23 protein-coding genes, 1 tRNA gene and 1 riboswitch are annotated in these 25,177 nt (G+C 57.2%); of the genes, 5 read left to right on the top strand and 19 right to left on the bottom strand.

The genetic code is table 11. From position 1 onward, the window contains the following. The 6 genes from JCM12178_RS11305 to JCM12178_RS11280 all read right to left on the bottom strand — a co-directional run. On the bottom strand, positions 1-224 hold a 224-nt coding region (locus JCM12178_RS11305), incomplete at its 3' end, for a cytidylyltransferase domain-containing protein (RefSeq protein WP_439646706.1). Positions 225-279: 55 nt separating this feature from the next. Then, the gene (locus JCM12178_RS11300; protein WP_054651459.1) at positions 280-771 is read right to left on the bottom strand and encodes a Gfo/Idh/MocA family protein; all 492 of its coding nucleotides are present in this window, start codon (positions 769-771) and stop codon (positions 280-282) included. After that, on the bottom strand, positions 768-1,139 hold the full coding sequence (locus JCM12178_RS11295; RefSeq protein ID WP_157054888.1) for a Gfo/Idh/MocA family oxidoreductase: 372 nt from the start codon (positions 1,137-1,139) through the stop codon (positions 768-770). Before JCM12178_RS11295 ends, JCM12178_RS11300 begins: the two co-directional genes overlap by 4 nt. After that, positions 1,136-2,197 carry a nucleotidyltransferase family protein gene (locus tag JCM12178_RS11290; RefSeq protein ID WP_054651454.1) on the bottom strand — a complete coding sequence of 354 codons (1,062 nt, stop codon included), beginning with the start codon at positions 2,195-2,197 and terminating at the stop codon, positions 1,136-1,138. The genes JCM12178_RS11295 and JCM12178_RS11290 overlap by 4 nt, the downstream gene beginning before the upstream one ends. A gap of 100 nt (positions 2,198-2,297) precedes the next feature. After that, positions 2,298-4,136 (bottom strand): B12-binding domain-containing radical SAM protein, encoded by a 1,839-nt coding sequence (locus JCM12178_RS11285; protein WP_054651452.1) that lies wholly within the window; start codon positions 4,134-4,136, stop codon positions 2,298-2,300. A 16-nt stretch (positions 4,137-4,152) separates the two neighbouring features. Next, complete coding sequence (locus tag JCM12178_RS11280; RefSeq protein ID WP_054651450.1) at positions 4,153-4,917, bottom strand: acylneuraminate cytidylyltransferase family protein; 765 nt, start codon at positions 4,915-4,917, stop codon at positions 4,153-4,155. A gap of 601 nt (positions 4,918-5,518) precedes the next feature. On the opposite strand from JCM12178_RS11280, the gene JCM12178_RS11275 reads away from it, so the two are divergent. Together JCM12178_RS11275 and JCM12178_RS11270 are read left to right on the top strand one after the other, a co-directional pair. After that, positions 5,519-6,133, top strand: a complete 615-nt coding sequence (locus tag JCM12178_RS11275) for a hypothetical protein (protein ID WP_157054887.1) — start codon at positions 5,519-5,521, stop codon at positions 6,131-6,133. After that, positions 6,130-7,356: an NHL repeat-containing protein gene (locus JCM12178_RS11270; protein ID WP_054651446.1), complete on the top strand. Its 1,227-nt coding sequence runs from the start codon at positions 6,130-6,132 to the stop codon at positions 7,354-7,356. The genes JCM12178_RS11275 and JCM12178_RS11270 overlap by 4 nt, the downstream gene beginning before the upstream one ends. Here the strand turns inward: JCM12178_RS11270 and JCM12178_RS11265 are convergent. The 3 genes from JCM12178_RS11265 to JCM12178_RS11255 form a co-directional block, all read right to left on the bottom strand. Beyond that, positions 7,353-8,255, bottom strand: coding sequence for an amidohydrolase family protein (locus JCM12178_RS11265; RefSeq protein ID WP_245628735.1), 903 nt, complete (start codon positions 8,253-8,255; stop codon positions 7,353-7,355). The genes JCM12178_RS11270 and JCM12178_RS11265 overlap by 4 nt on opposite strands. Further along, the gene (locus tag JCM12178_RS19750) at positions 8,252-8,482 is read right to left on the bottom strand and encodes a hypothetical protein (protein ID WP_054651442.1); all 231 of its coding nucleotides are present in this window, start codon (positions 8,480-8,482) and stop codon (positions 8,252-8,254) included. The genes JCM12178_RS11265 and JCM12178_RS19750 overlap by 4 nt, the downstream gene beginning before the upstream one ends. A gap of 201 nt (positions 8,483-8,683) precedes the next feature. Beyond that, entirely contained in the window at positions 8,684-8,959 is a 276-nt protein-coding gene (locus tag JCM12178_RS11255; RefSeq protein ID WP_054651440.1) for a hypothetical protein, read from the bottom strand. 101 nt (positions 8,960-9,060) lie between these two features. Between JCM12178_RS11255 and JCM12178_RS18350 the strand changes: the two genes are divergently transcribed. From JCM12178_RS18350 to JCM12178_RS11245, 3 genes are read left to right on the top strand one after another with little or no spacing between them, the layout of a single operon-like run. Next, positions 9,061-9,228, top strand: coding sequence for a hypothetical protein (locus JCM12178_RS18350; RefSeq protein ID WP_157054886.1), 168 nt, complete (start codon positions 9,061-9,063; stop codon positions 9,226-9,228). Then, positions 9,228-9,530 carry a rubredoxin-like domain-containing protein gene (locus JCM12178_RS18890; protein WP_054651438.1) on the top strand — a complete coding sequence of 101 codons (303 nt, stop codon included), beginning with the start codon at positions 9,228-9,230 and terminating at the stop codon, positions 9,528-9,530. Before JCM12178_RS18350 ends, JCM12178_RS18890 begins: the two co-directional genes overlap by 1 nt. 37 nt (positions 9,531-9,567) lie before the next feature. Then, entirely contained in the window at positions 9,568-10,257 is a 690-nt protein-coding gene (locus JCM12178_RS11245; protein WP_054651436.1) for a M15 family metallopeptidase, read from the top strand. An 82-nt stretch (positions 10,258-10,339) separates the two neighbouring features. On the opposite strand, the gene JCM12178_RS11240 is transcribed toward JCM12178_RS11245, so the two are convergent. The 10 genes from JCM12178_RS11240 to JCM12178_RS11200 all read right to left on the bottom strand — a co-directional run. After that, on the bottom strand, positions 10,340-10,714 hold the full coding sequence (locus JCM12178_RS11240) for a hypothetical protein (protein ID WP_157054885.1): 375 nt from the start codon (positions 10,712-10,714) through the stop codon (positions 10,340-10,342). A gap of 461 nt (positions 10,715-11,175) precedes the next feature. Then, positions 11,176-11,355, bottom strand: coding sequence for a hypothetical protein (locus tag JCM12178_RS18340; RefSeq protein WP_157054884.1), 180 nt, complete (start codon positions 11,353-11,355; stop codon positions 11,176-11,178). Positions 11,356-11,361: 6 nt separating this feature from the next. After that, a complete protein-coding gene (locus JCM12178_RS17820; protein WP_083465885.1) occupies positions 11,362-13,188 on the bottom strand; it encodes a DUF637 domain-containing protein in 1,827 nt (608 codons plus the stop codon). A 120-nt stretch (positions 13,189-13,308) separates the two neighbouring features. Next, positions 13,309-13,938: a hypothetical protein gene (locus tag JCM12178_RS11230; RefSeq protein WP_054651432.1), complete on the bottom strand. Its 630-nt coding sequence runs from the start codon at positions 13,936-13,938 to the stop codon at positions 13,309-13,311. Further along, positions 13,931-14,767 carry an ankyrin repeat domain-containing protein gene (locus tag JCM12178_RS11225; RefSeq protein WP_157054883.1) on the bottom strand — a complete coding sequence of 279 codons (837 nt, stop codon included), beginning with the start codon at positions 14,765-14,767 and terminating at the stop codon, positions 13,931-13,933. The genes JCM12178_RS11230 and JCM12178_RS11225 overlap by 8 nt, the downstream gene beginning before the upstream one ends. A 621-nt stretch (positions 14,768-15,388) precedes the next feature. Further along, the gene (locus JCM12178_RS11220; protein ID WP_157054882.1) at positions 15,389-20,386 is read right to left on the bottom strand and encodes a hemagglutinin repeat-containing protein; all 4,998 of its coding nucleotides are present in this window, start codon (positions 20,384-20,386) and stop codon (positions 15,389-15,391) included. Next, complete coding sequence (locus tag JCM12178_RS11215; protein WP_054651426.1) at positions 20,362-21,138, bottom strand: filamentous hemagglutinin N-terminal domain-containing protein; 777 nt, start codon at positions 21,136-21,138, stop codon at positions 20,362-20,364. Before JCM12178_RS11215 ends, JCM12178_RS11220 begins: the two co-directional genes overlap by 25 nt. Before the next feature lie 13 nt (positions 21,139-21,151). Continuing rightward, entirely contained in the window at positions 21,152-22,894 is a 1,743-nt protein-coding gene (locus JCM12178_RS11210; RefSeq protein ID WP_245628734.1) for a ShlB/FhaC/HecB family hemolysin secretion/activation protein, read from the bottom strand. 142 nt (positions 22,895-23,036) lie between these two features. Further along, positions 23,037-23,111, bottom strand: a riboswitch (cyclic di-GMP riboswitch). A 580-nt stretch (positions 23,112-23,691) separates the two neighbouring features. Beyond that, positions 23,692-23,767, bottom strand: a tRNA-Phe gene (locus JCM12178_RS11205). A 90-nt stretch (positions 23,768-23,857) separates the two neighbouring features. Next, positions 23,858-25,177, bottom strand: a 1,320-nt coding sequence (locus JCM12178_RS11200) for an aldehyde ferredoxin oxidoreductase C-terminal domain-containing protein (protein ID WP_054651422.1), incomplete at its 5' end; no start/stop codon positions are given.

Here is a 25,177-nt window from a genome sequence, read left to right as displayed (position 1 = left end):
AGCTCCTCGGGCCGCATGAAGGGCACGTCCGCGCCGTGCGCGCGGGCCGCCTCGGCGATTGCCGGGCTGTCTGTGGAGACCATCATGCGCGAAATGTGGCGGCTCTCCAGACCTGTTTCCACGGCGATGCCCACCAGCGGTTTTCCGTCGAGCAGCCGCAGGTTTTTGTCCGGCACGCCCTTGGAGCCACCCCGGGCGAAAACGAATCCTGTGAAGCTGTTCATGGCGTCACCCAGCGTCCTGCCCGCGAAGCCTTTTCCGCGGCGTCTATGAATTTGGTTACGCCCAGCCCTTCCTCAAGGGTGCAGGCGGGGTGTCTGGATCGCCCAGCACGCTTTGATGCTGAAGCCTGTAGGTCTCGTCGCGCTCCACGGTGAAGGAGTGTCGCTCGTTGGCCCACGTCAGGGTTCCGGCGATGAGGTCGGCGGTGACGGTCAGGTCCGGGCAGGTGGCCACGATGGTCCGGCGCGGGGTGTGCTCCAGATAGCTGAGCGTCAGCGTGGCGAGCGGGCAGCGCGTTCCCTCGAAGATAATGCTGAAGGTGTCCTCGCTGTCGATGTCGAGCCTGCCGAAGGTGCCGCCGTGGGCGGTCAGCCGTTTCCAGCCGCCACAGAACCAGAGCAGGTAGTCGATCTCGTGGCTCAAGTCGCGCAGCACGCCGCCGCCCTGTTCCTTGATGGCGGAATAGCAGCGCGTGTAGTCCGTGCCGGGCCGCCAGTGCGGCAGGTACGAGCCCGCGTGGGAGTGGATGGCGATAAGCTCCCTGTTCACCAGCAGCTCCCGCATCCGGGCGATGATCGGGTGAAAGCGCAGGTTGTAGCCACGTGGGCAGCCGCGAAACGGTGTTCGGGGAGCGGGGTGGTGTGCTGGAAGAGCGGCTTTTCCGCGAGCACCCGTCCGCGGTGTCCGAGGTCGGCCAGTTCAGCAAGCGTGTCGTGGTGCTCGGCTGTGCGGTTTGCCACGACCACATGGTCGTAACCGTCCGCATCCAGCGCCTGTTTCAGCGTGCGGTGGCAGGGGTAGGGTACGTCGAGGTCCCGGCTGGAGACTATGGACGGCGCGTGGCCGAGTTCGTCCAGTATCCGCGCATGGCGTGAGCCTATGGAGCCGTATCCGATGACGAGGCAGTTCATGCTCATTGACGGTTGCAGGAGTTGATGGATTGGATGGTCACGTGGGCCCGTTCAAGGTCCTCGTGCTGGCCGATGTCGATCCACAGGCCGCGCACCGGGTAGGCCGTGGTTTCGCGCCCGGCGTCCATGAGCCTGCGAAATAGTTGCGGCATGTCGAAGAATTCGTTTTCCGGAATGGCGTCAAGGGCCGAGGGCGAGAGCATGTAGACCCCGGCGTTGATGTAATAGGTATTGGTCGGCTTTTCCTCAAGATCCACGATGCGGTTCTCGTCCACGCGCACCACGCCGTAGGGTATCTGGTAGGCGTGTTCGCATACACCCATGGTGGCCTCAGCCCCGGTGCGCTCGTGGAAGTCGAGGAAATGTTTGAAATTGATGGTGGTCAAGAGATCGCCGTTCATGACGAAGAAAGGCTTATCCGGCCGTTCGTTGAAAAGGCTCAAGGCCCCGGCAGTGCCCATTCGCTTGTCCTCGCAGAGGTATTCGATGGAGCAGCCTAGCTGTGAGCCGTCGCCGAAGTGATCCATGACCATGTCCGACTTGTAGTTCACCGAGAGGGTGAAGTTTCGGAAGCCGTAGGCCATGAAGTTGTCGAGGATAGTCTCCAGAATGGGTTTGTCCCCGACCTTCAGCAGCGGTTTGGGGCAATTTTCGGTGAGCGGATGCAGCCGTGTGCCAAGGCCGCCAGCCATGATGACCACGCGGTTATCGATGACCGGCGGGGTCAGCAGGTTCTCGATTGTCTCCACCCCGGCGATGCTGCCGTCCTTGTTTAGCAGGGGAATGACCCGTAGGGTCTTGGTATTGAGCCGGTCGCGCAGCACGTTGGGCGACTCGCCCACGCGGCCGAAGACCGGCGCGGTGTTCATGGAGGCAGCCACCGAATCCTCCAGCGGGCGGCCTTTGAGGATGGCCCGCCGAATGTCGCCGTCCGTGATGGTGCCGAGCAGCCTGCCGTCCTCGTCAGCCACCAGCGCGAGTTGGAGTCCCGAGGCCGTATTGACCTTCATGGCTTCCAGAAGCGTGGCGTCTGGACGGATGAGTATTTTTCGATGATCCAGCATAATGTCCCGTCAGGGCATGTATCATTAAGTTAGTGAGCGATTCAAGGCGAAGCGACTCCGCCATTTACTCAATCGGCCTCCGGGCCGCGCAGCTTTATGGCTAGCGTCCCTTGCGAAGCGGTGCCATGGCCGGGGAATCGCAGGGGACCGGGGGCAGCTCGTCCACGGTCTGCCGCAGGGAGCAGTCCGCGTGACGTTTTGCCAACTGTTTGAAATTCCGTATTTTCGTGCCGATGTGTTCTTTCACCATGTTCAGGGCCGACTGCCATCCATGGGCGTTGGTCTCCTGCTTCAGTATCCGGAACTGGATACGTAGCCTGATGACCGGGCGCGGAAGCAGAAAGTGATAAAACCGCACCGCGCGCAAACGGTTCTTCCAGCGCGGCGCCACGGAACCGGAGTAGTCCTTTTTCAGCAGCCGGGCCGCATCTTGAGCGTTCCAGCGTTGAGGATCGTTCACGTAGCGGTGGTCGAGGGGAATCTCGCCGGTCTGCATGGCCTTGATGGTCTCGTAATGCTGGATACCGAAGCGCAGCACGTAATCCCTGAACACATAATGGAAAATCAGATCGCGCCACGAGAGCCAGTCCAGCCGGGAGGCGTCCGTGAAGTTCACGGCCATGCTTTCGTCTGCGGCTTCTACGTTGGAGGCGTGCAGGAGGTAGGCCTCCTCGTCATCCATGTTCTTGCCGAAAAGGCCCTTGCGGCGGCCGTACTCGTATATGGGCGTGCCGGGCAGGGCGAGCGCGTAGTTCACGGAGACGAAGGCCGGACGCTGCCACGGGGCGAGACTGGCCGCGTAGCGGGCGAAGCGAATCGTCTCGCTGATGGTGCGGTTGTTCTCGCCGGGCATGCCGATGACTGTCTGGATGACCGTGTTCAACCCATTGCCGATGGTGTGTCTGGCGGATTCGTAATTGTGCCGCAGCTCCACGTGCTTTTCCATGACGTCGAGCATCTTCTGGCTGCCGGATTCGTGACCGTAGGTCAGCATGGCGCAGCCGGAATCCTTCATCATCGCAACTTCGTCCGGGGTCAGTGTGTCTGCGCGCACACCGCCCACGCACCAGAGCACGTCCAGTGGCTTCACGGCCTCGCAGAAGTCCTTGAGCCAACGCTTGTTGACGCCGAATGCCTCGACCATGAGCGAGATGAAACCAACGTCGTAGCGCTCCACCAGCTCGCGGATGCGTCTCTCCAGCACCGGAACCGGGATGTAGCGCACCCCCGGGGTCCAGCGGTGGCAGAAGGTGCAGCGGTTGGGGCAACCCTTGCCCACGTAAATATTGGCGTGCCGCCGGTCGCGGCGTCTGGCTTCGTATGAGCGCGCGTCCTTTTCCCATGGCCACGGCGGAATGTCAGTGTCCCTGAAGACCACGGGCATGTATTTGTCGATCAGCCCGAGCCGTTCGAGGTCGCCCCAGTCCACATCGTACATTTCATCGCGCGGCACGGAGCGTCCGTATCCGTTGGCGAGCATGTTTCCGTCCCTGTCGAGCAGGGCCACGCCGCGGATGTCGGCGTAGTCGAGCGGTGTTGTCGCGGTTTCGGCGCGCCGCAGGATGTCGAGCATGGGATTTTCGCCCTCGCCCAGCACGCAAAGATCCACGGCCGTGCGATGCAGCAGGACGTCGGCGCTGGCCGCAAGGTTGCCGCCGAGCACAATGAGGGCCTCAGGGAGCAGCCCGCGGACCTCGAAAGAGAGTTTCTTGACTGTTGCGTATGTGGTGGAGACCACTGCGCTCAGGCCGACCACGCGGGGCTGTTCGCGTTCAAGCAGCGCCAGCAGTTCGGTCATGTCATCCGGAGTGTCGAGGTCGTAGAGGCTCACGTCCGCCATGCCGTTCTTGCGGAGGTGTCTGGCGAGCGCAAGGCATGCATAGGGCGGGAAGGTGGAGCCGCCGCGTCGGCTAGGTATGGATATGAGCAGCGTCTTCATCGGTCCCCTTTCAGTCCTAGAATTCCACGACCCTTGATCCCTCGGCCGGTGTTGCGGGATGGGCGGCGTGGGGCAGCCCGGTTTTGTCGAAGTCGAACAGGCCACTGGCGACCACTTCCTCGGCAACGGCGAAATCATAGGGCGTGTCAATGTCGATGAGGCTTATTTCATCTTCAATTTCAAGTGAATACGGCTTGTTGTTCACGCCGGTGATGTGACCCTGCACCAGCCCGTAGTTGCGGAAATAGGATTGCGGCTTGTGGCCCGGAGCGCGTTTCATGAGCGGCTGGAGCGTGCCGCCATGCTCGGCGAAGTGAGTGGTGCCGCCCGCCGGGATGCGGCGTACGGTTCCCACGGGGCTGTGCCCCTGTTGCAGCTTTCCCACCACCGAGTCGATGAGCGCGGGCGTGCGGAAAGGGTGGCTGGGGTAAAGGACCACCACCTGCGCGATGAACGCGCCTTCTCGCCGCCAGAGCTCGGTCTGGACATGGTCGATTGCCAGGTGGATGGGCGAGTCGTCGCGGGCCAGAGCTGCGGGGCGCAGGAACGGCACTTCGGCACCGAAACGCATGGCGATGTCCGCGATGGCGGGGTCGTCTGTGGAAACGATGACACGGTCCACCAGTTTGGCCTTGAGCGCTGCCTCAATGCTGTATGCGATGAGTGGCTTGTCGCCAAGAGGGCGAATGTTCTTGCGTGGCACGCCCTTGGAGCCACCGCGCGCTGGAATGATGGCGGTGACGTTGCTTCTGCGTCGCTGGTAGGTTGCTGGGGCCGTCATGAAATACCTCGTCGATGATCGTCAGTCGATGGAATGATTTACGTTTGGACCAAAGTATGCATAAATTGGACCGGACTTGAAAACGGCAGCCCCTGAATCGATCATTTACTATGTAAAGTGACCCAATCCAATGAATGAAGCAACCGTAATCATACCTGTGGTCATCCGTCAGCAGGATTCTTTTTGGAGAAGTTCCGAGCGGATACAGGCGTTTCGCGACTTTCTGGACAGGCTGGGCCAAGGGCCTCGGACGTTGCGCCGGGTGGTTGTGGCAGACAGTACTGTCTTTCGAGAATGCGCTCTGGGCGCGGGCTGTGAGTTTTCGATGATGCCTCTGACCACCGACCCGGAGCCGCCGAACATGGGGCCTCCGGGACGTAGGCAAAGTGTTGCCGCACTCCGTGAATTCGGGGAATCCGCAGGGCCTGTTGTTTTGGTAAACTTCAGGAATTTCAGCATATCTGGATATCATGTTGCTGCCGCTCTGGAGCATTTCGAGGCAGGCGACAGCCCCGCGGTGATGGCCGTGAAGCCATCAGAGGATCACCCCTGCCAGCTGTTTTCCCACCGTCGACTCATCGACGTCGGATATTTGACGAAGGTGAACTTCGAATCGGGCGAAGCGTCGCCCGCACTGTCCGGCAGGGTCAGTGATGAGGAAATTTTTGCAGCCGCAGCGGATGGCTCTGCATATTTGTCCAACGCCGGGGCCGGAAAATACCGCCTGCACGTCTCCACACTGGAGGCCGAACCGGACGAGCCGTTTTCTCTGGTTCTCTCCTTTTCCGGGGAGGACGGAGGAACGGAATCCACAGGTTTTGACCGTTATGATGCGGATAGGCCGTTTGCACTGCCTGACAGCGCTCAGAAGGCCCCGGTGTTGCGGTACGCCGTGAGCGGCCTCGGCATCGAGGGTGAGTACTCTGCGCGCAAGCCGTATGCTTTTTCCAATGATCTATGGGAGGTGGACGAGAGAACCTGTCAGGTTCGCAACAGGGCGAACGGCCGGGTCATTCGCGGTCGGCAGGATTTCCCGGATGTTCTCGAACTTGATGATTCTCTTGTGGTGGCGACGCCGGAAGCGGCTTCCGGGCTGGATCATTTGGTGGGTGAAGGAAAAGTGGCTGCCTATCGGCCGGAGCCGCCGCTTGGTGACAAGGTGTGCAGCGAGCTGGATTATCTAAAAATCAAGGCGGCCAAGCGAGGTGTCTCGTGATCCGCGACTGTGAGAAGCGTTGCGAAAGGCTGGTGGAACGCGCAGGCGAAATCGTGCCTGACCCTTTTGAACTGAGCAGCGGGGGCGATATTTGCTCGGCCATGGACGCGCTACGGGACGAAATAGCCTGCAAGACTGCCCATCTGGTAGCCGCGCCGGTTCTGGACCGCGAGACGCGTATTGAGGATATGCAGTTCGTGGACCGGTTGTATGCCCTGTATTTCGAGACCGGAGAGCGGCTGGCTGAGTATTACGACTCACGCGGCTACACGCTGGCCGAAGCCGGAGACGCTGACGCGGCACTGGACTTGTGGTCGCGGCTCTTCGCGGTCTGTCCGGAGCGTGCACACGATCATGCAGGGCTGGCCGGGCTTGCGAATGCCGTTCATGCAGAAAAGGCTGCGGCCATGCGAGAGCGATACGCATTCAGGCGTCTTGGCGCGGCGCGGCACGGAACGCTACGGTACCCCTATGCTGCGGCTGCCTCGGCGCAGGGCGGTTTCGTTCTCGTCTCCGATCCGAACCTTCCCGAGCTGTATAAGTTCGATACGACCGGGGCGTTTCTGGAAACGGTCGATCTCGTCGACAGTTTCACACTGGGGATGGATGCCGATGAAGATGGGTGCGTTTGGGTCTGTGACTATCGCAATGCGCGCGTCATCAGTATTCACCCGGACGGTGCCATGCACAAATATGCGGGCATGGACGATCTGCACCCGGACTGTTCCGGGTATGCGCCGCTCAAAGTAAGCTTTCACGGCGGCAGATTGTATATGATCATGGCCCGCGAAGCGGATCGCAAGGATAGCCTGCTGACTGTCTGGGACCCTTCCGGCGGAAGTATGCCCGCAACCTATAAGCTCTCCGGCTTGGAGCCAGGCGATCTTTGTGTGCTAGGTGACACCGTACTGCTGCTTTCACTCAATTGGGGACTGGTTCATCAGCTGGATCTGAGTACCGGCGTGGTGACACTTTTCTCCACCGAGAGCTTCGGCCAGCGCGGACTGGGCATCACCCGGACGAGCGACGCACTATTTGTCTGCTCTACCGGGTGCCTGTGCAAACTGGATTTGCAGGGCGAAATTGTGTTTCGGCGCAACATGTTCACCTTCGGGGAGCGCACGACCTTCGTGCAGAAGGGAATCACCGTCCTTGAGAAGGATGGAGCCCGAACCCTGTTCCTGCCCGACAACAGCGGGACCGTGGAGATGATTCGGGTCTAGTCGTTCGAAAAGGCGTTCTGCACATCGGGCGGCACGATGGCAAATCGCGCCGCCTTGCCGGGCTCAAGCGTGCCGAGGTGTGGTGCGCCGAGCGCTGTCGCTGGGGTGCGGGTAAGCATGCTCAGAGCCTCGTCGAAATTCAAACGTCCTCGCCAGTGCCGTTTCAGGTACAGCACTTCATTCCAGAGATCGAGATCGTGGTTCGAGGCGATGGAGTCCGTGCCGAGACAGAGCGGTATGTCCTGCCCGGCGAGCGTCTCCCACGGTGCGCGGCCCACGCCGATGAAAGCGTTGGAGCGCGGGCAGAGGCAGACCGTGGCCCCGCTTTCCCGCAACACGGTCACGTCGCTCTCGTCTAGCTGCACGCAGTGGATGGCGAGGGTGGATTTGTCGAGCAGTCCCAGCGCATGGGCCTGCTGCACCGGCCGTCTGCCCGGAGCCTTGAAGTCCAGCAGCCTGCCGCGCGATTGCAGCATGTCCAGAAAACGGCTGGGCGTGCCGAGCATGATGGCGACTTCATCCTCGTGCTCGGAAAGATGCAGGGAGAACGGAAGGTTGCGTGAGCGTGTCTCAGCCTTTGCGGCGCGAAGGAGGTCCGTATGGGTGGTATAGAGGCTGTGCCCTGCTGCGGAGTGGACGCCATGCTCGTAGTTTCCCTTCGGGATGGTCGATTCCGGCACCCGCTCGCCGATGGCCTCGGCAAAGGAAACGAAAAACAATCCGGCCCGGTCCATGGCCGCAGCCATGTCCTGCGGAAAACGTGTGGCTATGTCGCCCGCCATGGCTGTGCCGCTATCGATCATGAGGCGGCAGGCCCTGGCCACAGCTTCGGGGTCCGGATCCATAAGCGGCAGTGAGAGGAGGTGCTCCACCCACGGCACGAATCCGGTGCCGTTCAGGGTCTTGCCCGCGAGGTGCGACAGCTCCAGATGGCAATGGGCGTTGATGAGCCGGGCACGAGAGTTGTCTCGCCGTGGTCCACGGTCGTTTTGGCCAGCCCCGCAAGTTCGCGGAAAGGGCCGATGCCTTGGATGAAGCCGTCTTTCTCGATGAACGCGCCGTTGTCGATGGCGGGCTGGCCGGGAACGGCGGTCAGAATGCGTTTTGCTCGGTGCAGTGTGCTCATGGGCGATAAAAGGCTCGGGCTGGCTTGAAACGCCCGTGAGGGTCGTTCCGTCCGGTCCTGCACGGGTCAGGGGTGTTCGGTTCTATTAGAAATGAATTTTGGGGCTCTTGGACTGGCGGGCCTTGTCCTGCAGGTACTTGCGCTTCTCGTCTTTGCGGACCTGTTCGCTTGTGTAGTAGGCGTCCAGCTCTTCCTGAGAGATCATGCCGTCGCCGTCGGTATCGACTGATCGATCCTGATGCCCGCGGGAAGGGTCCCGCTGAGGCCTACGGCTTCCAGTTCGTCGATGGTCAGGGTGCCGTCGCAGTCGGTGTCGCACTGGTCGGCCTTGATGATGCCGAGCTCCTTGAGCTGGTTCTTGCGATCATCGGTGCCTTCCGCAAAGGCGGCTGCCGGGCAGAGCGTGATGGCGAGCAGTGCGCCGAGGATGAGACCGAGAGCGAGGCCGGGCCGACGGGGGGTGACGGTGTCTTGCATGCATTCCTCCAAGTGTTCCCGCAATGCCTGATAGTTGCACAATTCCCCTGTGAAAACAATGCGGGGTTGCAGGTCCGCCCGTTGGGCGATAGAGGGTTGTGATGCAGGAAAAAACCAACTCCCTTGAATCGGCGTATCTGGAAGAGTCGGCGCAGGCCGCGCGTTTCGAGCTGTTTGCCATGCGGGCCGTCAACGAGGACCGGCCCCGGCTTGCTGCTTTCTTTCGGGCCGTGGCCCGGGCGAAAAACGTGCACGCGGCAAAAGCCTGATGCAGCTTCGCGGCAAAATCGGCGACAACGAGGCCAATCTGGCCGAGGCCCGAGAGTCGCTGGCCGCGCTCCCCGAGGCCTTTTCCGCTTTCCTCGACGCGACGCATGACGGTCCTGTCCAATCGCTTCTGACCCAGTTTCTCAAAACATCCATGAACCACAAGGTGGTGGCCGGGCGGTTCGACGACGCGGGCGGGGGCGATTACCACGTCTGTACGGTCTGCGGCTTCATCGCCGAAGGCGCGGTCCCGGAACGCTGCCCGGTCTGTCACGCGCTACCGTCCAAGTTCGAGAGCGTTTAAAAGACTTGCCTGCTGATGAAAACAGGTGGGAGGACTGATGCGAAAAGTTATTGGCGGTTTCTGTCTTAACTTCTTGATGGTGCTGCTGTCTGCGTTAGCAGGCGCGGCGGAGTCGGGTATCCCTGACGGGTTCGTGTATGTCGCCACGGCTGTGCCTGATGCGGTTTTGGAGGTTCGCTATTACGGTGAAAACAATTTCGTCGGCGAGCGGATTGACGGCTACCTTGCACCCAAGGTCATCCTGACACGGCAGGCCGCGAGCGCATTGGCCGGAGTGCAGGCCGAGCTGCGCCCCTTCGGACTGGGGCTCAAGCTTTTTGATGGATATAGGCCGCAGCGGGCCGTGGATCATTTCGTGCGCTGGGCCGCCGATCTTTCGGACACCAGAAACAAGTCGCGCTTCTACCCCGGAGTGGACAAGAAGAACCTCTTTCGTGACGGGTACATCGCGGCCAAGTCAGGCCACTCTCGCGGTTCGACCATCGACCTGACCATCGTGGACAGTGAGACGGGAGACGAGTTGGACATGGGCACTCCGTTCGATTTCTTCGGTCCGAAGTCGTGGCCGAAGAACGCCGCCATGTCTGCCGAAGTGCGCTCGAACCGCGCTCTGCTTCGTTCGGTCATGGAGCGTCACGGCTTCAAGCCCTACGAGGCCGAATGGTGGCACTTCACCCTTGCCGAAGAGCCGCATCCGGATACGTATTTCGATTTTCCGGTACAGTAGCCGCTGATGTCCCCACCCTCCTCAAAAGAGGAATGGAGCTACAGCACTTGCTGTGACTCCCTGAATTCTCATGTCTATGATGTCAAGCCCTCATCTTTGAGCCATTTAGTCGTGTGCGTTTCCAGCGGTTGAAGATGCCGCCGTTTCCGGCAACCTGTACGGCTGCCTGAGCGACCAGAGCGCTGAATCCGGCATTCAGCGCGGACGTAACGCCAGCGCCAACGGTCGCGCTGCCCATGAATGAGGATATGCCAAACGGCGCGCCGACGCCGGTGGCCGAGAGTGCCACGGCCATGGCAAGGGAGAGCAGGGAGGCTCCCGGACCGCCGATGCCGCTATCCTCATGCTTCCACTGCTCATGAACTTCGGCAACGGCCTGCCAGTCCACGTCTTCGCGCTCGAGCAGGTCGCCCATCCATTCGAAGCCCGAGGCTGTGACTTCCGTGGTGTGCAGCACGGTTTCGTCACAAGAGCCTTCTTCATTGGTGGATCATGTCAATGCGCGGGTTTTGCAGGAGGGGTGTTGCTCGTTCTTGTTGTCCTTGTCCATGATCGTTTGGCCGGACTCGACCGAGAGGGGCTCTCACTTTCAGGCAAAATGCCTTAACCATGAGGCCCGAGTTTTCAAAACTTCAATTGCGTTTTTTTGTTAATCGTACATAAAGGACAAATCCGGAGGAGTTCCATCAATACAGATCCACCATGGAACTACATTTAACTTATCATATTTCTCTTCATATTCCATTGCGTCGTCAAATAGGCATTCTCTATTTTTCAATATGAAATCAACTTGCAAATGAGATTCTTCATACTGGTCCATTCTACTAACTCCAAGAGTGCAATAAAGAATGCCTTCGCAAGGGTCTTCCCACAAAAAAACGCTCATGAGAGTGCGAAGAGCAAATTTTTTTTTGTGATTTATTGTTGACCAGAAACGTTAAAAAAAAAGTCATCTCTAGGATCACCTGCAAGTCTAAAATCCCAATTCGTACCGTTTGACAAGGTGGCCACAAAGTCTTCGTCTGTTTTTACAGAATAGCCAAGACACTTGAGGCCATTAATGAAAATAGCCTTTTGCTTTTCAAATCGTTCTAGCATGGGTACCTACTGTTTAATCATTTTCATGGTCTTCGCATCAAACGTATATTTGTCATCCTTCAACAAGTATTTTATTTCTTTTTCAAAGCCAGTCTTTGGCTTTTGATCAAGATCAAAGAAAAATTTGTCAGGTTCTGTTGCGAGGATAATATCATCACCACGTTCTATCGCCGCATCCAAAAATGGCTTATTGTACTCTTTCCAAAACTGATCTGGATTTTTATATAATTCATCCGGAGCGTTAAGCACGTTGAATCCACCTGGCTTAGCATCAAAGTCCAATGTTTTTGGATAGCCCAGTTCGCCAATTACCTCTTCCATATCATCAGCGAAGCTCCCCAAAATAGTTGTTGTTTTCTCCGGCTTAGTTACAAGTTTAATGCCACTCGTTGGTATTCGTTCCAACTGAGTGGGCATGTTGTCAACAACAACTTTGCCAACAACCTTTGTAACTTCATCACCGGACTTTGCGGCAACCTCACCCACATCGCCAATCGCAGAGGCAGCCTTCTTCGTCACCTTGGCAAGCCGTTTTGCTTCATAGGCATCATCGATGATGGTAAAGAGCTTGCCTGACTTCTGCGCTGTGACAACAACGGAGGCTCTCAGGGTGCTTTTTCCGGCAGAAGCGACAACACCTGCACCAAGTCCGCCTGTCGCTACGGTTATAATTCCGTCCGCTGAACCCAAAATCAATTGCTGGGTGTCCTCGGGGAGCGAACTCCAAGTCCGAGTGAACACTTTGCCAGTTGCTTCGTCAGTAAAAGTGAAAATGGCATTGGCATTTTCGCCCAGTGCGTTAAGCTTATTAATCGCCCAGACAGTGTTTTCCGGAGCGATCTCGTATGCCTTGTCGGTAGCAGCCACTACCCCGGCTTCAATGAGTTTGGAAATGGTGTCGTCACCCGCGCCGATGACTTTGACGCCTTTAATGAAATTGCCATCGCCCTGACAGGTCGCGTACGTTGCCCATAAGGCAGCGGCGACAACAGTCGCTGAAATAACGACATTGTTTTCTACCGCGTTTTCTGCAGAATTTGCCGCAGAGTCTACATTCCCTCCTATGGCAACAGCGGCAAAACCCGCAGCTAGCTTGGAAACATCAATCCCAACGGCCATCCAATCCTTGACTTTGACCTTGGCAAGGTTTTCGGCTTCGTTATAGCTGATCTTTCCGGCCTGCCACAGTTCCTTGAGGTCGGAGTTGAGCTGCTTATAGTCTTCATCCGATGGTTTGAACTGCTCACCAACGATTTCACCAACGACCCCGCCAATAGCGCCAGACGTGCCGTCGCCGCCCATGGCGACATCCATGGCTCCGCCGAGAGCCGCGTGGGCTATCTTGTGGGTTACATAATCAAGGTCGCCATCGGCATACGCAGCACCAATCTCGTTCGCCATCTGAGCGCCGAGGGCATGGACTGCGGCCCCTTGGAGGTTGGCGATCATGTTCTCGCCGAGATCGCCGCCGTTGATGGCTGTGTCTACGCCCGTGCGGACACCTGCGGCGATGAGCTCGCTTTGGAGCTTGTCGGTGAGTTCTGTGATGAAGGCGGTGCTGGTTTCCGATGCCGCCTGACCGACGGTCTCGCCGACAGCCTGCTCCGCCGTGGTTGCGGCATTTTCCAGCCCAGTGGTGATGCCGGAGGTGATTCCGGCGGTGAGCATGGTGGTGGCGAGGAGCCTGACCGTCTCGCTGGATGCGAGACCTTGCAGCGCCGCGCCGATGTCGCCGCCGTTTCCGGCAACCTGTACGGCTGCCTGAGCGACCAGAGCGCTGAATCCGGCATTGAGCGCGGAGGTGACGCCAGCCCCGATGGTCGCGCTGCCCATGAATGAGGGTATGCCAAACGGCGCGCCGACGCCGGTGGCCGAGAGTGCGAGCGCCGTTGCAAAGAAAGGTTGTGTTTATCTCATAGAAATAAAAAGGCCCGCTCAATGCGGGCCTCTGTGTTATTTAGGGCTGAAGTATCGGACTTGCTGCAACCGTTGTATGGCTTGACGAACCGTGTCTTCGTTCATTGGCCATTTGTCGGTTTGCATGGTTTCCTTTTTTGCCCGCCATGCCATGTAGACTTTTGCGAATGACTTATCCACTTGGCTTAAATAAAGAAAACCACTTTCCGTATTGTGCCCGTCAACGACCAACTCATCAGCCAGGTCGCTACAGAAATAGGTCATGACGATTGCACCGTTTTCCGCGCTGACAAGTTTCGATTTTGCCTGAACCTTGCATCCCATGGCGAGAGCGTTGAGCGATTCGTTGAGGAACCGTTTCATGTCATACTCCGGGAGATAGAAGCCGTAGATGCCGTACAGGTTCTTCCAGCTTTCGAATTCCTGATCTTTAGGGATTTGTTCTAGGGTGAAAAGGTGTTTTTGCTGATCCCGATAGAATTTGGAATTACCAAGGTCTTTAACTTTTTTCACCCAAGGGGCTGGAGGAAACTTGAGCACGCCTTCATAGAGTCTGATGGTTTGTGCAATCTTGTCTGCTTTCTTTTCATCTGCCATTGAATCCACAGGAGATATTGTCAAGAGGTGGATCGTGATGAACAAAAGGATGATGAAATACTTATTCATGACGCTCCTCGCGAGTGGTCTCTTTATTGATGAGCTTGAGAATTGGGGGCGGACCATTGTCTAGATTGGTTGGCCGTTTCATGTCTGCCGGAATGTCTACATGCACTCCTCGTTTTTCAAGGAATGCGACACTTCGCCAGAACCACTGGTTATGGTCTATGTATGGTCGCTCGTATACAATGCTCATCTCAAATGCATATTTTAGATCGTGCCCACTGCTGTTTATGCTCTTAAAATCGACCCCTTTTTCTAGCAGAAAATATATCAACTGATAGTTTCTGGCCAAGCTTGCGAGGTACAACAATGAGTAGTGTTTACTTGAATAATCGATCTTCGCTCCAGCGTTGTATAGCGCAGCAAATGATTTTTCGTGTCCCGGAAATACGGCTTCTCCAATTGGGCGCCTCTGATTATCTGGCAACACTAGGTTCGGATTACCGTTTCCAATCTCCAGAATCATTTTGAGATACTTGAAATCAACATAAAGGCCTGCTGCTTGGTGAATAAGCGAAGTGTAGTATTGCCGTCCTGCGAATGTTGTTTTCAAGAGCATGTTCGGGTCTGCTCCGCGTTTGAGAAGATGTGCAAAGCCTTTTTCATTGGGATGGTAAAGAACCCAGAAAGCCGCTGGCAATCCTCGCCCTCCTACCGCGTTGACATCAACACCACTCGCTAAGAGCTTATCAATAGATTCGATGTCTCCGTCGGATGCGGCCAAGGCCAATGATCGAATCTTCCTGTCGTTTGGAAACATCTCGTTACTGGTCATGTTGAGAAAACCAACCCGGTCAGTCCCTTTTCCCACCGAGGGTGAGCAGAGTAGAAGCAAGGCTCCTGCCGCATGCCGTGAGCAATAATGACATGAGTACTATGGCAATAATCTTTGGTTGCATCCGAGTGTCCTTATTGGAATGCGTCGACCATGTCGTCCATAAAATGAATCCCGGTTCCTTCTACAACGACTCGCTTGCCAACGGTTTTCGGCAGCATGAAGCCTAGCATGTCCTGAATGTTTGTAAGTATGTCTCCGCGGCTGACATATGCGGTGGTGTTGACAAGTGGGTCCACTTTGACCACCCCTAAGAGTGTAGTGTGTCGTGCTTTCTCGAGATAGTTTAGTGTTAGGTGTAGAATTTACTAGTGGTTCAGTTTTACCCTAGCTTCTTATAGTCCTGACATTGTTTTAAGGATAGCCCATGAAAGCAATGACCCTATGAAAATTGCTAAAAAAAAAGGTGGCTTTCATATATTTTCGTTTGAAGAAGCAGTAAGCCATGATTAATAAATACAAAGCGCTTATCATAGCTGGGATTACATCAATATCTGTTATCGCAGAAAGAAAAAAAATTCTCTATATATATGACTAGTATGCTGAGAAAAAGTGTTGCGATGCAGCTGACAGGTATACACAGAGAGAATGATAGAGTTACGAGTGCTTTTTTTGCATAGTTCATTTAGAGAGCTCTTTATGTGTCTTTTGAATTCGATCTAGGACGATATCAATAGGCCCTTTTCCAGTAAGCAATATTTTGTCGGTTAGAGAAGACGAGTCTTGGGGACTGTTTCCTAGTATATAGTAAGGAGCAACGTCATAAAGAAAATGGCCTATAGATGAAGTCAACAAGTCGTTGCCGTATCCTGAATCGTTGTAGAAATTATACGTACCAACATTTATGGCATTGTCTTCGATCTCGCCATTAGGTTTGACAACTACTTCATACCCATAGATTTCATGCACATATTTTGTGTTCCCGTTTGACTCCCATATATCAACAATTCCTCCTGTGTCTTGATCGATTTTCACAGTATGAAATACTGATTTGTGAGCAGGAATGGCTTCAAACTCTTCAGGATGTTGCCGGTAATAATCATTTCCTTCCTTAGTTAACTTCAATCTTAAATTCCAATGTAAATCCATCAGCTTATCGGGTATGCCGCTTCCGACCAAAAGTGCGGCAATGGTAAATTCTTTATCCCGTTCTTCACTAATAGCCTCAAAAGGCTTCATTGCCTGCTCTTTACACGCCACATCGTTACCGCAGGCCTCAAGTTTGTCGACAAGTTCCTTTTTCTCTTGTGGCATGAGGTAGTTGTTCATTACCGCATTGCGGCCTGCATTGGCTGCATCGCCACTATCCAAGCCTGCAAGGGTGGAGGTCAGGACCGACGCTATCTGGCTACCGGCCAAGATTGTCTTTCCAGCTGTCGTTCCGGCTCCTCCGTCTTGCCCTGCTCCTTCGAAAAGCACATTGTCGATGGCAGGAGCGGTCATTTCAGCCACAATGGCCCCCACGGCACCTGCGTAAGGATCTCCGCCAGTGGCAGCAGCTCCGGCGGCTCCGGCAACGCCGTGCATGATGACCTTCATTTCCATGTCCAGCTCACTGGCGTCAATCATTCCGGCAGAGTATCGTCCAAAGGCCGAGCCTACAGCGGAAAGGAACGACTCTTTCAAATCTTTCCCGCCAACAATGGTGCTTGTGGTCGTTTGTATTGCCGCTCTGGCCACATGTTCTCCGGCTTTGCCCATTTCTGCGAATGTGCCGGAGCTAGCGCCAGCGCTTAGGGTTCCCGCCAAGACCATCGAGGTGACAAGTGACCTCAGACCATCGACAGATGCCAGATTGGTCAGATTGTCACCGAGATCACCCCCTGCTGCTGCGTCGGCAACGCTGGTGGCCAATTGTGAGCCGACAGAGGTGATCCCGGCGGTGAGCGCGCTGTACATGGCGAGTTGAGCTGTGGATGCTGCTGTGGTCGTTCCCGTAACAACGATCGTTGAAACGCCGTTTATAGTAGCGACTTCGAGTCCTGTCATGGAGAGGGCAAGAGATGCAGCAGCCCCCGACGTAACGGCGGCAGCCACAATGGAGATGACAAGCGTGGCAGCGGGACCAAGTCCGCTATCCTCATGCTTCCACTGCTCATGAACTTCGGCAACGGCCTGCCAGTCCACGTCGTCGCGTTCGAGCAGGTCGCCCATCCATTCGAGGCCCGGAGCCTGTGCGAGCTGCTCCACGTCTTTTCGCAGGTTGCCCGTTTCCTTGTACTCGACCACAACGCCGTCGGCCGCGACGATCTCGAGGCCCTTGCCCGTGACCACCGTGGTGTGCAGCACGGTTTCGTCGTACGATCCCTCGTCCTTGCTGGACCATGAGAACGCGCCCATGTCCGTGGAGGCCTTCTGCTTGTGCTCGGTCTTTTTGCCCGTCAACATGGCGACCTGACCGGATTCGGCCTTGATGGTCGTCTTGCCGTCGCTTTCAAGGTGGGAAGCCTTGACCGTCACATCCGCGCTTTCGGAGGTGATGGCGAGGTCGCCGCCGGATGTCAGGTCGCTGCCGACCTCCGTGGTCGTGCTGTGCTGGCTGCTCTCGGACTTGGAGGTCATCAGTCCTGAGCTTTCCTCGGAATGGCTGCTGGAGCTGCTGATGGCGGCGGTGGTGATCGCGAGGTCGCCGGAAGCCGTCAGCGTCATATCTTCGCCGGATTCCAGCTTTGAGCCGGAAACAACCATGTTGCCGGTCCCGGAATTGCGTGATTCCGCGGAGTCTCCGCCCGCTTTGATATCGAGAGTTGTTCCGGCCTTGATGGAAGACTGCACGGCGTCGGATTCGGAGACCTGTATGGTTTCCGAGTGGCTGCCGCCAAACATGCCGCCTCCGCCGCTCTCGGAGTGGTAGTAGGACTCGCGCGTGTTGGTCGCGGCTGTGATTGCGACGTTGCCGTCCGCTTCTATGTCCACGGCCTTCTGTGCTTCTACGGAGGAGCCGTGGACGGTGACGTCCCGGCCTGCCTTGACGGTGATGTCGCCGCCGGAGGTGACTTTCGAGCCTTTGTGCGTGGTTGCGGACTGTCGGGATTCAGCGCCGCCGGTTTTGAAGTGGCCTTTGGTGCCGAGCTGCAGGGTGGTGATGTCCACGTCGCCGCCCGCGTTGAGGGCCATGTCCCCGCCGGATTTGAGCACGCCTCCGGTGGAGCGGATGTTGCCGCCCGCGGTCATGGTGAGGTCGCCGTCGGCTTCGATGCGGCCTTCGCGATCAGCCAGTTCGTATTTGAAGCCTTCGGCCCGGAACGAAACCGCGCTGGTGCCGGATTCGATATTCTCTCCGGCGGAGATGTCGACCTTGCGGCCCTTGATGCTTCCGCTGGAGTTGATGACTGAGCTATCTGCCGCGAGCGTAACGATGTCGGCCTGCATGTCGCCGCGCACGTTGAAGATGGTGTCGGCAGTCACGTGGAGCTTCTGCACGGCCTCGATGTATCCGGCATTGAGGGCGCTGCCATCTGTGGCGATTTCCACATTGCGTCCTGCAATGACGGCACCGCCCTTTGCTATGTGCTGAAGGCTGCCGCGTCCGAGGTACAGGACCGGGACAAGCACTTCCTGTCCGTTCACCGTCCGTTTTTCCGGCCAGATGATGTCCTTGTCGAGCGCCGCGATCTGCTCCTTGCTGAGCGATACGCCCACAGTGAGGTCCAGCGCGCTTTTCGCCGCGATGGCGTTATCCATCAGGGCTATCATCTGCTGCGTGTCGCTGGTGATGCCCGGGTCCAGATACCGTTTTCCGGTCTGCGCGAGAATCTGCTCGCGCACGAGGCGGGTTTCCACATAGGCGTCGCCGAGCAGCTTCATGTGGTGTGCGTCAAGGTCCAGCCCGATGGAGTCGAGAAAGTATTCGGAGCCGTAAAAGGTGCTCGGGTCGGCGAGGGCGGGATCTGTCTCGATGACGTAGTTGTGGTTCGGGTCGGAGCTGACTTCGTTTGCCGATGACGCGAGGCTCGTGTCGATGATCGCATCCACCAGCGAGGGATTGGGCGTCGGCGTCGGCGTTTCGGTGATGGCCCCGGCATTTTCGACAATGCCGTTCGAGACGTGGTCTGCGCTGATGGTGACATCGCCCCCCGCGCTTACGGTGCCGTACAGGTATTCGACCGCAGTCTTGTGCTCCTCGGTCCCCCTTCCTTCCATGGCGAGCCATGGGCCGTTGTGCCTGTTGGCATGTCCGCGTCCCCAGTTAATCGTCTGGCGACGAAATACTCCCACGCCAACATTTTCGAATGTGTCCGAATTGACGGAGATATCGCCAGTGGCTGTGGTGATTTTACTCAGGTGATTGCGAACCGAACCGGCGTCGATGGAAATGTCGCCTGAGGCCGCCAGATGCGCCCCTTTGTCCTGCCCGGTGGCCGTGTCGAGGGTCACGGTTTCCAGATAGGCGGCCACTTTCGAGCCGTAGGAATAATGGCTAACTGCATAACGGTTTCTGTCATTGCGGATATTGCTTCTGGCGTGGCGATAGTAGGCAAGGTCCCTAGCGCTGAAGGATTCTGTTTTTAATCGCTCTTCAAACAAGTCCAAAGCGCCGTTCATTTCTTGAGATGAATATGTGTTCTTGCTGGGATCCAAGCCCAAAAGGGTTACTTCTTTATCAAGAAGAATGAAGGTGGAGTGTGTGGCGCTAACCCCTGAGCTTGCCGGAAATGCATTGAAAATCGCGTATGCACGGTCCCATTTTTGGTCAGCTTCCGAGTAAACGCCTCCTCGTCTGGACTCGACAATGTCCTTTTCAATCAGCGTAAAATCGACATTGGAGTTCAAGAAGTCCTGCGCGCGGACAGTGACGCCGCCACCGAGCGATTCGATGAGCGCTGACTCGTTGCGCAGGAGGGCCATGCGATCCCCCGCGGTCGCGCCCTCAAGGACCCAATCGCCCTGCGCGAGCACGGTCCCGTGGTCGTTGAAAAAGGTGTCTGCGATCCGAAACGTTCCTGAATTGCCGGAGAATACTGTGGAGTCCTCAAGCTTGAACGTGTCTGCTTCGGCGAGGAAAGCCGTGGTTCCCTTGAACAGCGCATCATTATGAAGCAGCGCGGAGCCGACGTTCAGTTGCAGGTTCGTGCCTGCTATCGCCCTTGCGGCGTCAGCATCAAGCGTGTCTGCGTTCAAGATGAAGGTACCGGCGGACTCGAGCGTGTCGTTGGTGAACAGCGCTGCATCTGCAAGCCCGAAGGTGATGTCTCCGCCCGAGAGGTAGGTTGTGTCGGCGGAAGTGAGTGTGTCGGCCTCGACTTCCAGAGTTCCATAGCCAACGGAACCTTCCTTGAGTCCGACGGTGATCCGGGCGTCGTTCGTGACGATATCGCCACCGGCCAATGTGAGCTTGTCCCCGGCAGCGGCGGTAACAGGATTTGCAGGGTCAGCAGATTCGAGCACAACGCTTTGCCCTGCTATGCGGGCGTTATGTCTGGCATAGACGGTTTTTGACACTTCAACCGCGCTGCCTGTGGACTCGACATCCAGTGAGCCAGCGGAGACCACCTTGTTTTTCAGCTCAATGCGACCGTCGGCAGTGACTTTCAGGTGATCCGTGGCCTGAATGATTCCGTTGGTGTTGACGCCGACGCCGTCCTCATTGCCGATCAACTGAATATGCCCGGCGTACATGCCGCCGAGGAGCGTCGAGTCCAGAGCCACGTTCGGAACGGGAGACCCGTCCTGCGGGAGGCGCTTGCGGTGCCGTCCGGGGCATACTGCGCCCGGCCGACCGCAACCTTCAGGGCGTTGGCATGAATATCGGCGTTGAGCTTTGCCGTGCGGCTGATGATTTCGAATGCGTTGACACTCTTGGCGTTGATGCCGAGGCCTTCCACAAGCACGTCGCCACTTTCAACCCGCAGGCCATTGTATGCACCGTCCGGAGAAAAATCGGGGTGCCCGGTGGTTACCGTGGCCTTGGGCGTTCCGATAAATCCGCCGCCATTGATGGTAATGCCGTTGGGGTTTGCGAGAATGTAGTCGGCAGAGCCACCGAATATTTCGGTGTACCCTTCGAGATTGGAACGGCTGGAGCCGGTGACCTCGGTAATGATGAGCGAGGCTTCCTTGCCGTTCGTGAAATTGGGGTTGGCAAGAACGCCGCCGCCGAGCTGGCTGATCCCCCCGGCCGCGCTGTTGTTGATGATAACGCCCTGCTCGCTGACGTTGAAGTCCGAGAACTTGTTGTGCGAAACGCCAGCGCCGTCGGGCTGGACGATCTGCACCATGTCCACACCGTTGCGGGCCTGCGTCAGGTCTGCCTGAGTATTCGCAGGGGCCGAGGTGTCCACCGTTATCCCCCCGGCGTAAACAACCGAAGGGGGGCAGATCATGAGGCCGATAAGGAAGCCGATGAGCAACTGGTGAAATGTGTTTTTCATGATGAATTCTCAGCTAAAATGCGATCTTGAAGGATGCGTAGTATTCGAGGGGGTTGGTCTGCATGAAGGACGGGGCGTCGAGAGGGTGGGCAACGGCAAGGTCAAGCCGGATTGTGCCGCCTATTGTTCGGAGTCCGAGAACGGCGCCCTGCAGGGTGCCACGCTCTTCCTCGTCACGTTTGTCCTCGTGGATGAACCCGGCATCATAGCCGGTGTAAAACTGCGCTTTTCCGAGCCAGCTTCGCAGGGACTGTGAAGTGTCCGGAGAATAGTCCGGTGTGAGTGCGAGCTCGTTTCGAACATAGCCGCCGATGTCTCCGCTCAGGCTTTCGTCCTGAAACCCGCGAACGGAATACCGGCTGCCGATGCTGATTCGCTCGGCGTCGAACATGGTGTCTGGCGACCATTGTCCGAAAAGACGAGTGCTCCACGAGAGCTGGCAGTTCTCCAATGGGATGGGGCGATAGAAGCTGCCGGAGAAGGTGATCTTTTCGAATTCATATCTGGGGGTGCTTCTGGAGTGGGAGCTGTCCCAGCCTGATCCGAATGCCGGTATGCCTTTGCGATACTCGACGTTTCCGGACAGGGAGCCGCCGAATGCGCGGCGCGCATGGCTCAATGAGAAACCAAGGCTCGAAAGCAGGTAGCTGCTGGCGTCCAGCTTGACCCCGGCAAGGTAGTTTTGTGTTTCCCGAAAGCGGAACGAGCCGCCAAGCGAGGTCTTACTCACTTTGTCCCGGTGGATGACGCGCTCTGCGCTTGCGCCGAAGGTCCGTGTTTTCCCGGAGCTGCTGTATGTTGCCGTTCCGCCTGTGATGGAGGTGCGATAGTCGAAGTAGCTCCAGTTCGCGGAGTACGTCCAGTAGCCATGCGGCACGGAGTAGTATGCTGACAGGCTCTCGCTTCGATGGCGGTTGCCGTTGGTCAATGCCTTTGCATCCGCATTTGCATAAACGGAGAGAAGGTCATTGAGATTGGCGAGGTTATCCTTCTCAAAAGACAGGGAGTACTGGTTTCTTCCTGTGGAATCCTGCCCGGAGTTATTCAGCCCGATGGTCGCTCGCCATGTCTTGATGCTTTTTTTGTCCACCAGAACGCGAGACGTCCCGGGTTTGCTGCCCGGGACGAGCTTCATGCGGACGCTGTTGGAGGGCAGACGATTCATCTGATCAATGCCCTGTTCTATGTCCCGGAGGTTGAGCGGTGCGTTTTCGATGTCGGGGAAGGCCATGGCGAGTTCTTCGGGTTTGCCCGCCTGCTCGTCGGTGAAGGATACTTCCTCGACCCTGCCCTCCACGACGATGATTTCGAGAATTCCGTCGCTCATGTCCTGTGCAGGAATGCCAGCCCGTGTCGTCACATACCCTTTCTCAATGTACTTGTTGGTAACGGCCTTGATCAGGTTATCGATTTCATCAAGGGTCAGGCAGCGGCCTTCGAAGGGGGCTGTCACGGCCTTTTTCTCCGAGGCGTCGAGCAGGGTGGCCCCGGTCAGAATAACCTGTTTTATGGGAAAACATGTGCCCTTGGGTACGGCAGGTTCCTGCTTTGAAGGAGCATCTTCCCGCTGTGACGGCGGGCGATTCAGCTGTTCACGGTGTAGTCGTTCCTGCTCCAAACGACGTTGCTCTTCGTGCTGAAGAATTTGCTCTTGCTGGCGTATGGCATCGTCTACCACACCTGCATGAACTGGCCCGCCCGAGAGCAGTAAAAGAAGCGCAAGAAAAATGATTACCCGGCAAAGGTGCCTCGGCATTGAAATAGAAGTCCTCATGTTCCCCTCTCGCAAAGCCGCAACAGTCAAAGCGACCAGAACGCATCGAAACAGGGTGCTGCGAGAGGGTTATTAGGCCTTTTCGGGCATAATAGTGGACGGATAGTCCCGTGAGTGTGAACTCTCTGGCAGCCCGGCTATCTCATGAAGACCCGTGGCTTTCCGTCTCCGCCTCGCAACGGATTTGGCTTTGCAGAATACTGTATGCGGAGGGCTATGATTCTACCCCGAACAAGCTCTTCCGCGTGGGGGAGGGGTATTACATGGCTCATTTTATACCGTCAACGTATTTTTATTCACTGAGCTGCATTGGTTGTTGCGGAGCGAGTGATGACCATCCTAAGAATTAAGACCGACTATATCGCGTATCAATCTGCAATGCGAGGTAGCCTTCTGTTTCTCTATGACTCAAGAGGTCGCGGGTTCGATTGCTCCCAATCCCACTAACACCCCATCATGACAGTATGTATTATCGAACCAGTTGTTATGGCGTAAGCCGGATTCGCAAAGATGCTCGTTTCAGGCGGTCGAGAGATGTGAGAATTGCGTGCGACACTCTTGCGTAAGCTCGGATGTTTTTGATTCTGGCGCTGGGGCGGTGAATAGTGGCATTCTGTGGAGGTGAAATGGACAGACCCGGCTATGTGCTAAGTCATTGGAAGCCTGCCATAGTTTCGATTAATCTCTCGCTCTGGTGTGATGGAGCCGTCGTCTCTGGTGTCCTTTTTCCCCAAAAGAGAAAGGGAGCTACAGCGTTTGCTGTAACTCCCTGAATTCTCTGGTGCCACGACACAGAATTGAACTGCGGACACGGGGATTTTCAGTCCCCTGCTCTACCAACTGAGCTATCGTGGCGTCGTTGCGGAAAGCATGTTTAGCGAAAGCGCAGCGGCTTGGCAAGGGTTTTCTGCAAAAAAATCCCAAGGCCGGGGCCGCTTCGACACATTACTCTTCCTCGCCTTCCTCCCCGCGGCCTATCTCGATGAGCCGTTCTGCGTAGCGGGTCTTCAGGGCGTTGAGATACTCCGGGTCGACCTTGCCCTTCCACGTCTCCACTTCAAGGTATCGCTTGGGAATCTTCACCGCGTCAGGCTCGAAGCCGGTGTCGAAGCGCGTCTGCCAGCGGATGCGCTGGATGCGCTCGGACGCGGCCTCCATGTCCGCCGCGAGGTTGTCGTAGCCAACGGACGCAAGCGCCTGCCCCAGCATCTCCTCGGAGTAGACGCCGCGAGAGAACAGGCAGGCGACCATGGCGCAGAGGTAGACGCGGGTCTTCTCATCTTCCACGAGGAAGTTCACGGCCTTTTCCACGTCCTGCTCTTCGTGCTTCTGGTCGTAGGAGTAGCCTCCGGTATCCAGATGCGAGTGGCGCAGGCCGAGGGACTGGGCTGTGAAGAAGACCTCGCCGGTGGCGTATCCGGCCATCTCCTGACCCAGCACGCAGGCAAAGTCCTCGCCCCCGTAATGCTCGGCGGCCTTAAGGCTGCCTTGCGCCAGCAGGGCGTAGAAGTCGTTGGCAGCGTCGCCGAGCAGTTCCACGGCGCGCATGTACGCCTCGGCATCACCGAAGGCGAGGGGCACCTCGGTTTCCTTTTCCGAGATGATGCCCTTTTCCGTGGCCTCGGTGGCCCATGCCAGCGCGACCCCGGCGCTCATGACATCCAGCCCGGCCTTCTCCACGGTGTCCATGATGCGAAGCGCGTCGAACGGGTCGAGCACGTGCAGCATGGAGCCCACCGCGAAGATGGGCTCGTAGTCGTAGCCCACCTGCCGGTACAGGTACTGGTTGTCCACCTGGAACTTGTCGCGAACGAAGCCCACGTGGATGCACCCCACGGGACAGCCCGCGCAGGCCGCGTTCCGCAGCAGGGTCTCGTCAGCAAAGGACTCGCCCGAGATTGCGTCCGCGCCCGGATCGGTGGTGGCCTGCAGATTGCGCCACGGCAGGCTTTTAAGCTCGTTGAGCGGCTTGACGTTAATGGCCGTGCCCACGCCGTGGTACTTGATCATGATGTCGGTTTCCGTGAGCTTGCCGTGAATCTCCTTGAACAGCTTGGGGTACTCCTTGTTGTCCGGCAGCTCGAAGCCCCGGTCCCCGAGGATGCAGATGGCCTTGAGATTCTTGGCGCCCATGACCGCGCCGCCGCCCATGCGCCCGAAGTGGCGGTAGGTGTCCACGTTGATGCAGGCGTAGGCGCACTTGTTTTCGCCCGCCGGGCCGATGCGCAGGATGCTGCGGCGGCCTGATCCGGGGAACATGCGGCG

The sequence above is a fragment of the Salidesulfovibrio brasiliensis JCM 12178 genome (assembly GCF_001311825.1).
Classification (GTDB): Bacteria; Desulfobacterota; Desulfovibrionia; order Desulfovibrionales; family Desulfovibrionaceae; genus Pseudodesulfovibrio; species Pseudodesulfovibrio brasiliensis.
Note: the sequence above shows the minus strand (reverse complement) of the source record. Positions and strands in the feature narration are given on the sequence as shown.

What these genes read in the sequence shown, in the direction of transcription:
- JCM12178_RS11295 (WP_157054888.1), bottom strand. Translation starts at nt 1,139, where the DNA reads ATGAGCATGAACTGCCTCGTCATCGGATACGGCTCCATAGGCTCACGC.
- JCM12178_RS11290 (WP_054651454.1), bottom strand. Translation starts at nt 2,197, where the DNA reads ATGCTGGATCATCGAAAAATACTCATCCGTCCAGACGCCACGCTTCTG.
- JCM12178_RS11285 (WP_054651452.1), bottom strand. Translation starts at nt 4,136, where the DNA reads ATGAAGACGCTGCTCATATCCATACCTAGCCGACGCGGCGGCTCCACC.
- JCM12178_RS11280 (WP_054651450.1), bottom strand. Translation starts at nt 4,917, where the DNA reads ATGACGGCCCCAGCAACCTACCAGCGACGCAGAAGCAACGTCACCGCC.
- JCM12178_RS19750 (WP_054651442.1), bottom strand. Translation starts at nt 8,482, where the DNA reads ATGAGCACACTGCACCGAGCAAAACGCATTCTGACCGCCGTTCCCGGC.
- JCM12178_RS11255 (WP_054651440.1), bottom strand. Translation starts at nt 8,959, where the DNA reads ATGCAAGACACCGTCACCCCCCGTCGGCCCGGCCTCGCTCTCGGTCTC.
- JCM12178_RS18350 (WP_157054886.1), top strand. Translation starts at nt 9,061, where the DNA reads ATGCAGGAAAAAACCAACTCCCTTGAATCGGCGTATCTGGAAGAGTCG.
- JCM12178_RS18890 (WP_054651438.1), top strand. Translation starts at nt 9,228, where the DNA reads ATGCAGCTTCGCGGCAAAATCGGCGACAACGAGGCCAATCTGGCCGAG.
- JCM12178_RS11245 (WP_054651436.1), top strand. Translation starts at nt 9,568, where the DNA reads ATGCGAAAAGTTATTGGCGGTTTCTGTCTTAACTTCTTGATGGTGCTG.
- JCM12178_RS18340 (WP_157054884.1), bottom strand. Translation starts at nt 11,355, where the DNA reads ATGCTAGAACGATTTGAAAAGCAAAAGGCTATTTTCATTAATGGCCTC.
- JCM12178_RS17820 (WP_083465885.1), bottom strand. Translation starts at nt 13,188, where the DNA reads ATGGGCAGCGCGACCATCGGGGCTGGCGTCACCTCCGCGCTCAATGCC.
- JCM12178_RS11230 (WP_054651432.1), bottom strand. Translation starts at nt 13,938, where the DNA reads ATGAATAAGTATTTCATCATCCTTTTGTTCATCACGATCCACCTCTTG.
- JCM12178_RS11220 (WP_157054882.1), bottom strand. Translation starts at nt 20,386, where the DNA reads ATGTACGCCGGGCATATTCAGTTGATCGGCAATGAGGACGGCGTCGGC.
- JCM12178_RS11215 (WP_054651426.1), bottom strand. Translation starts at nt 21,138, where the DNA reads ATGAAAAACACATTTCACCAGTTGCTCATCGGCTTCCTTATCGGCCTC.
- JCM12178_RS11210 (WP_245628734.1), bottom strand. Translation starts at nt 22,894, where the DNA reads ATGCCGAGGCACCTTTGCCGGGTAATCATTTTTCTTGCGCTTCTTTTA.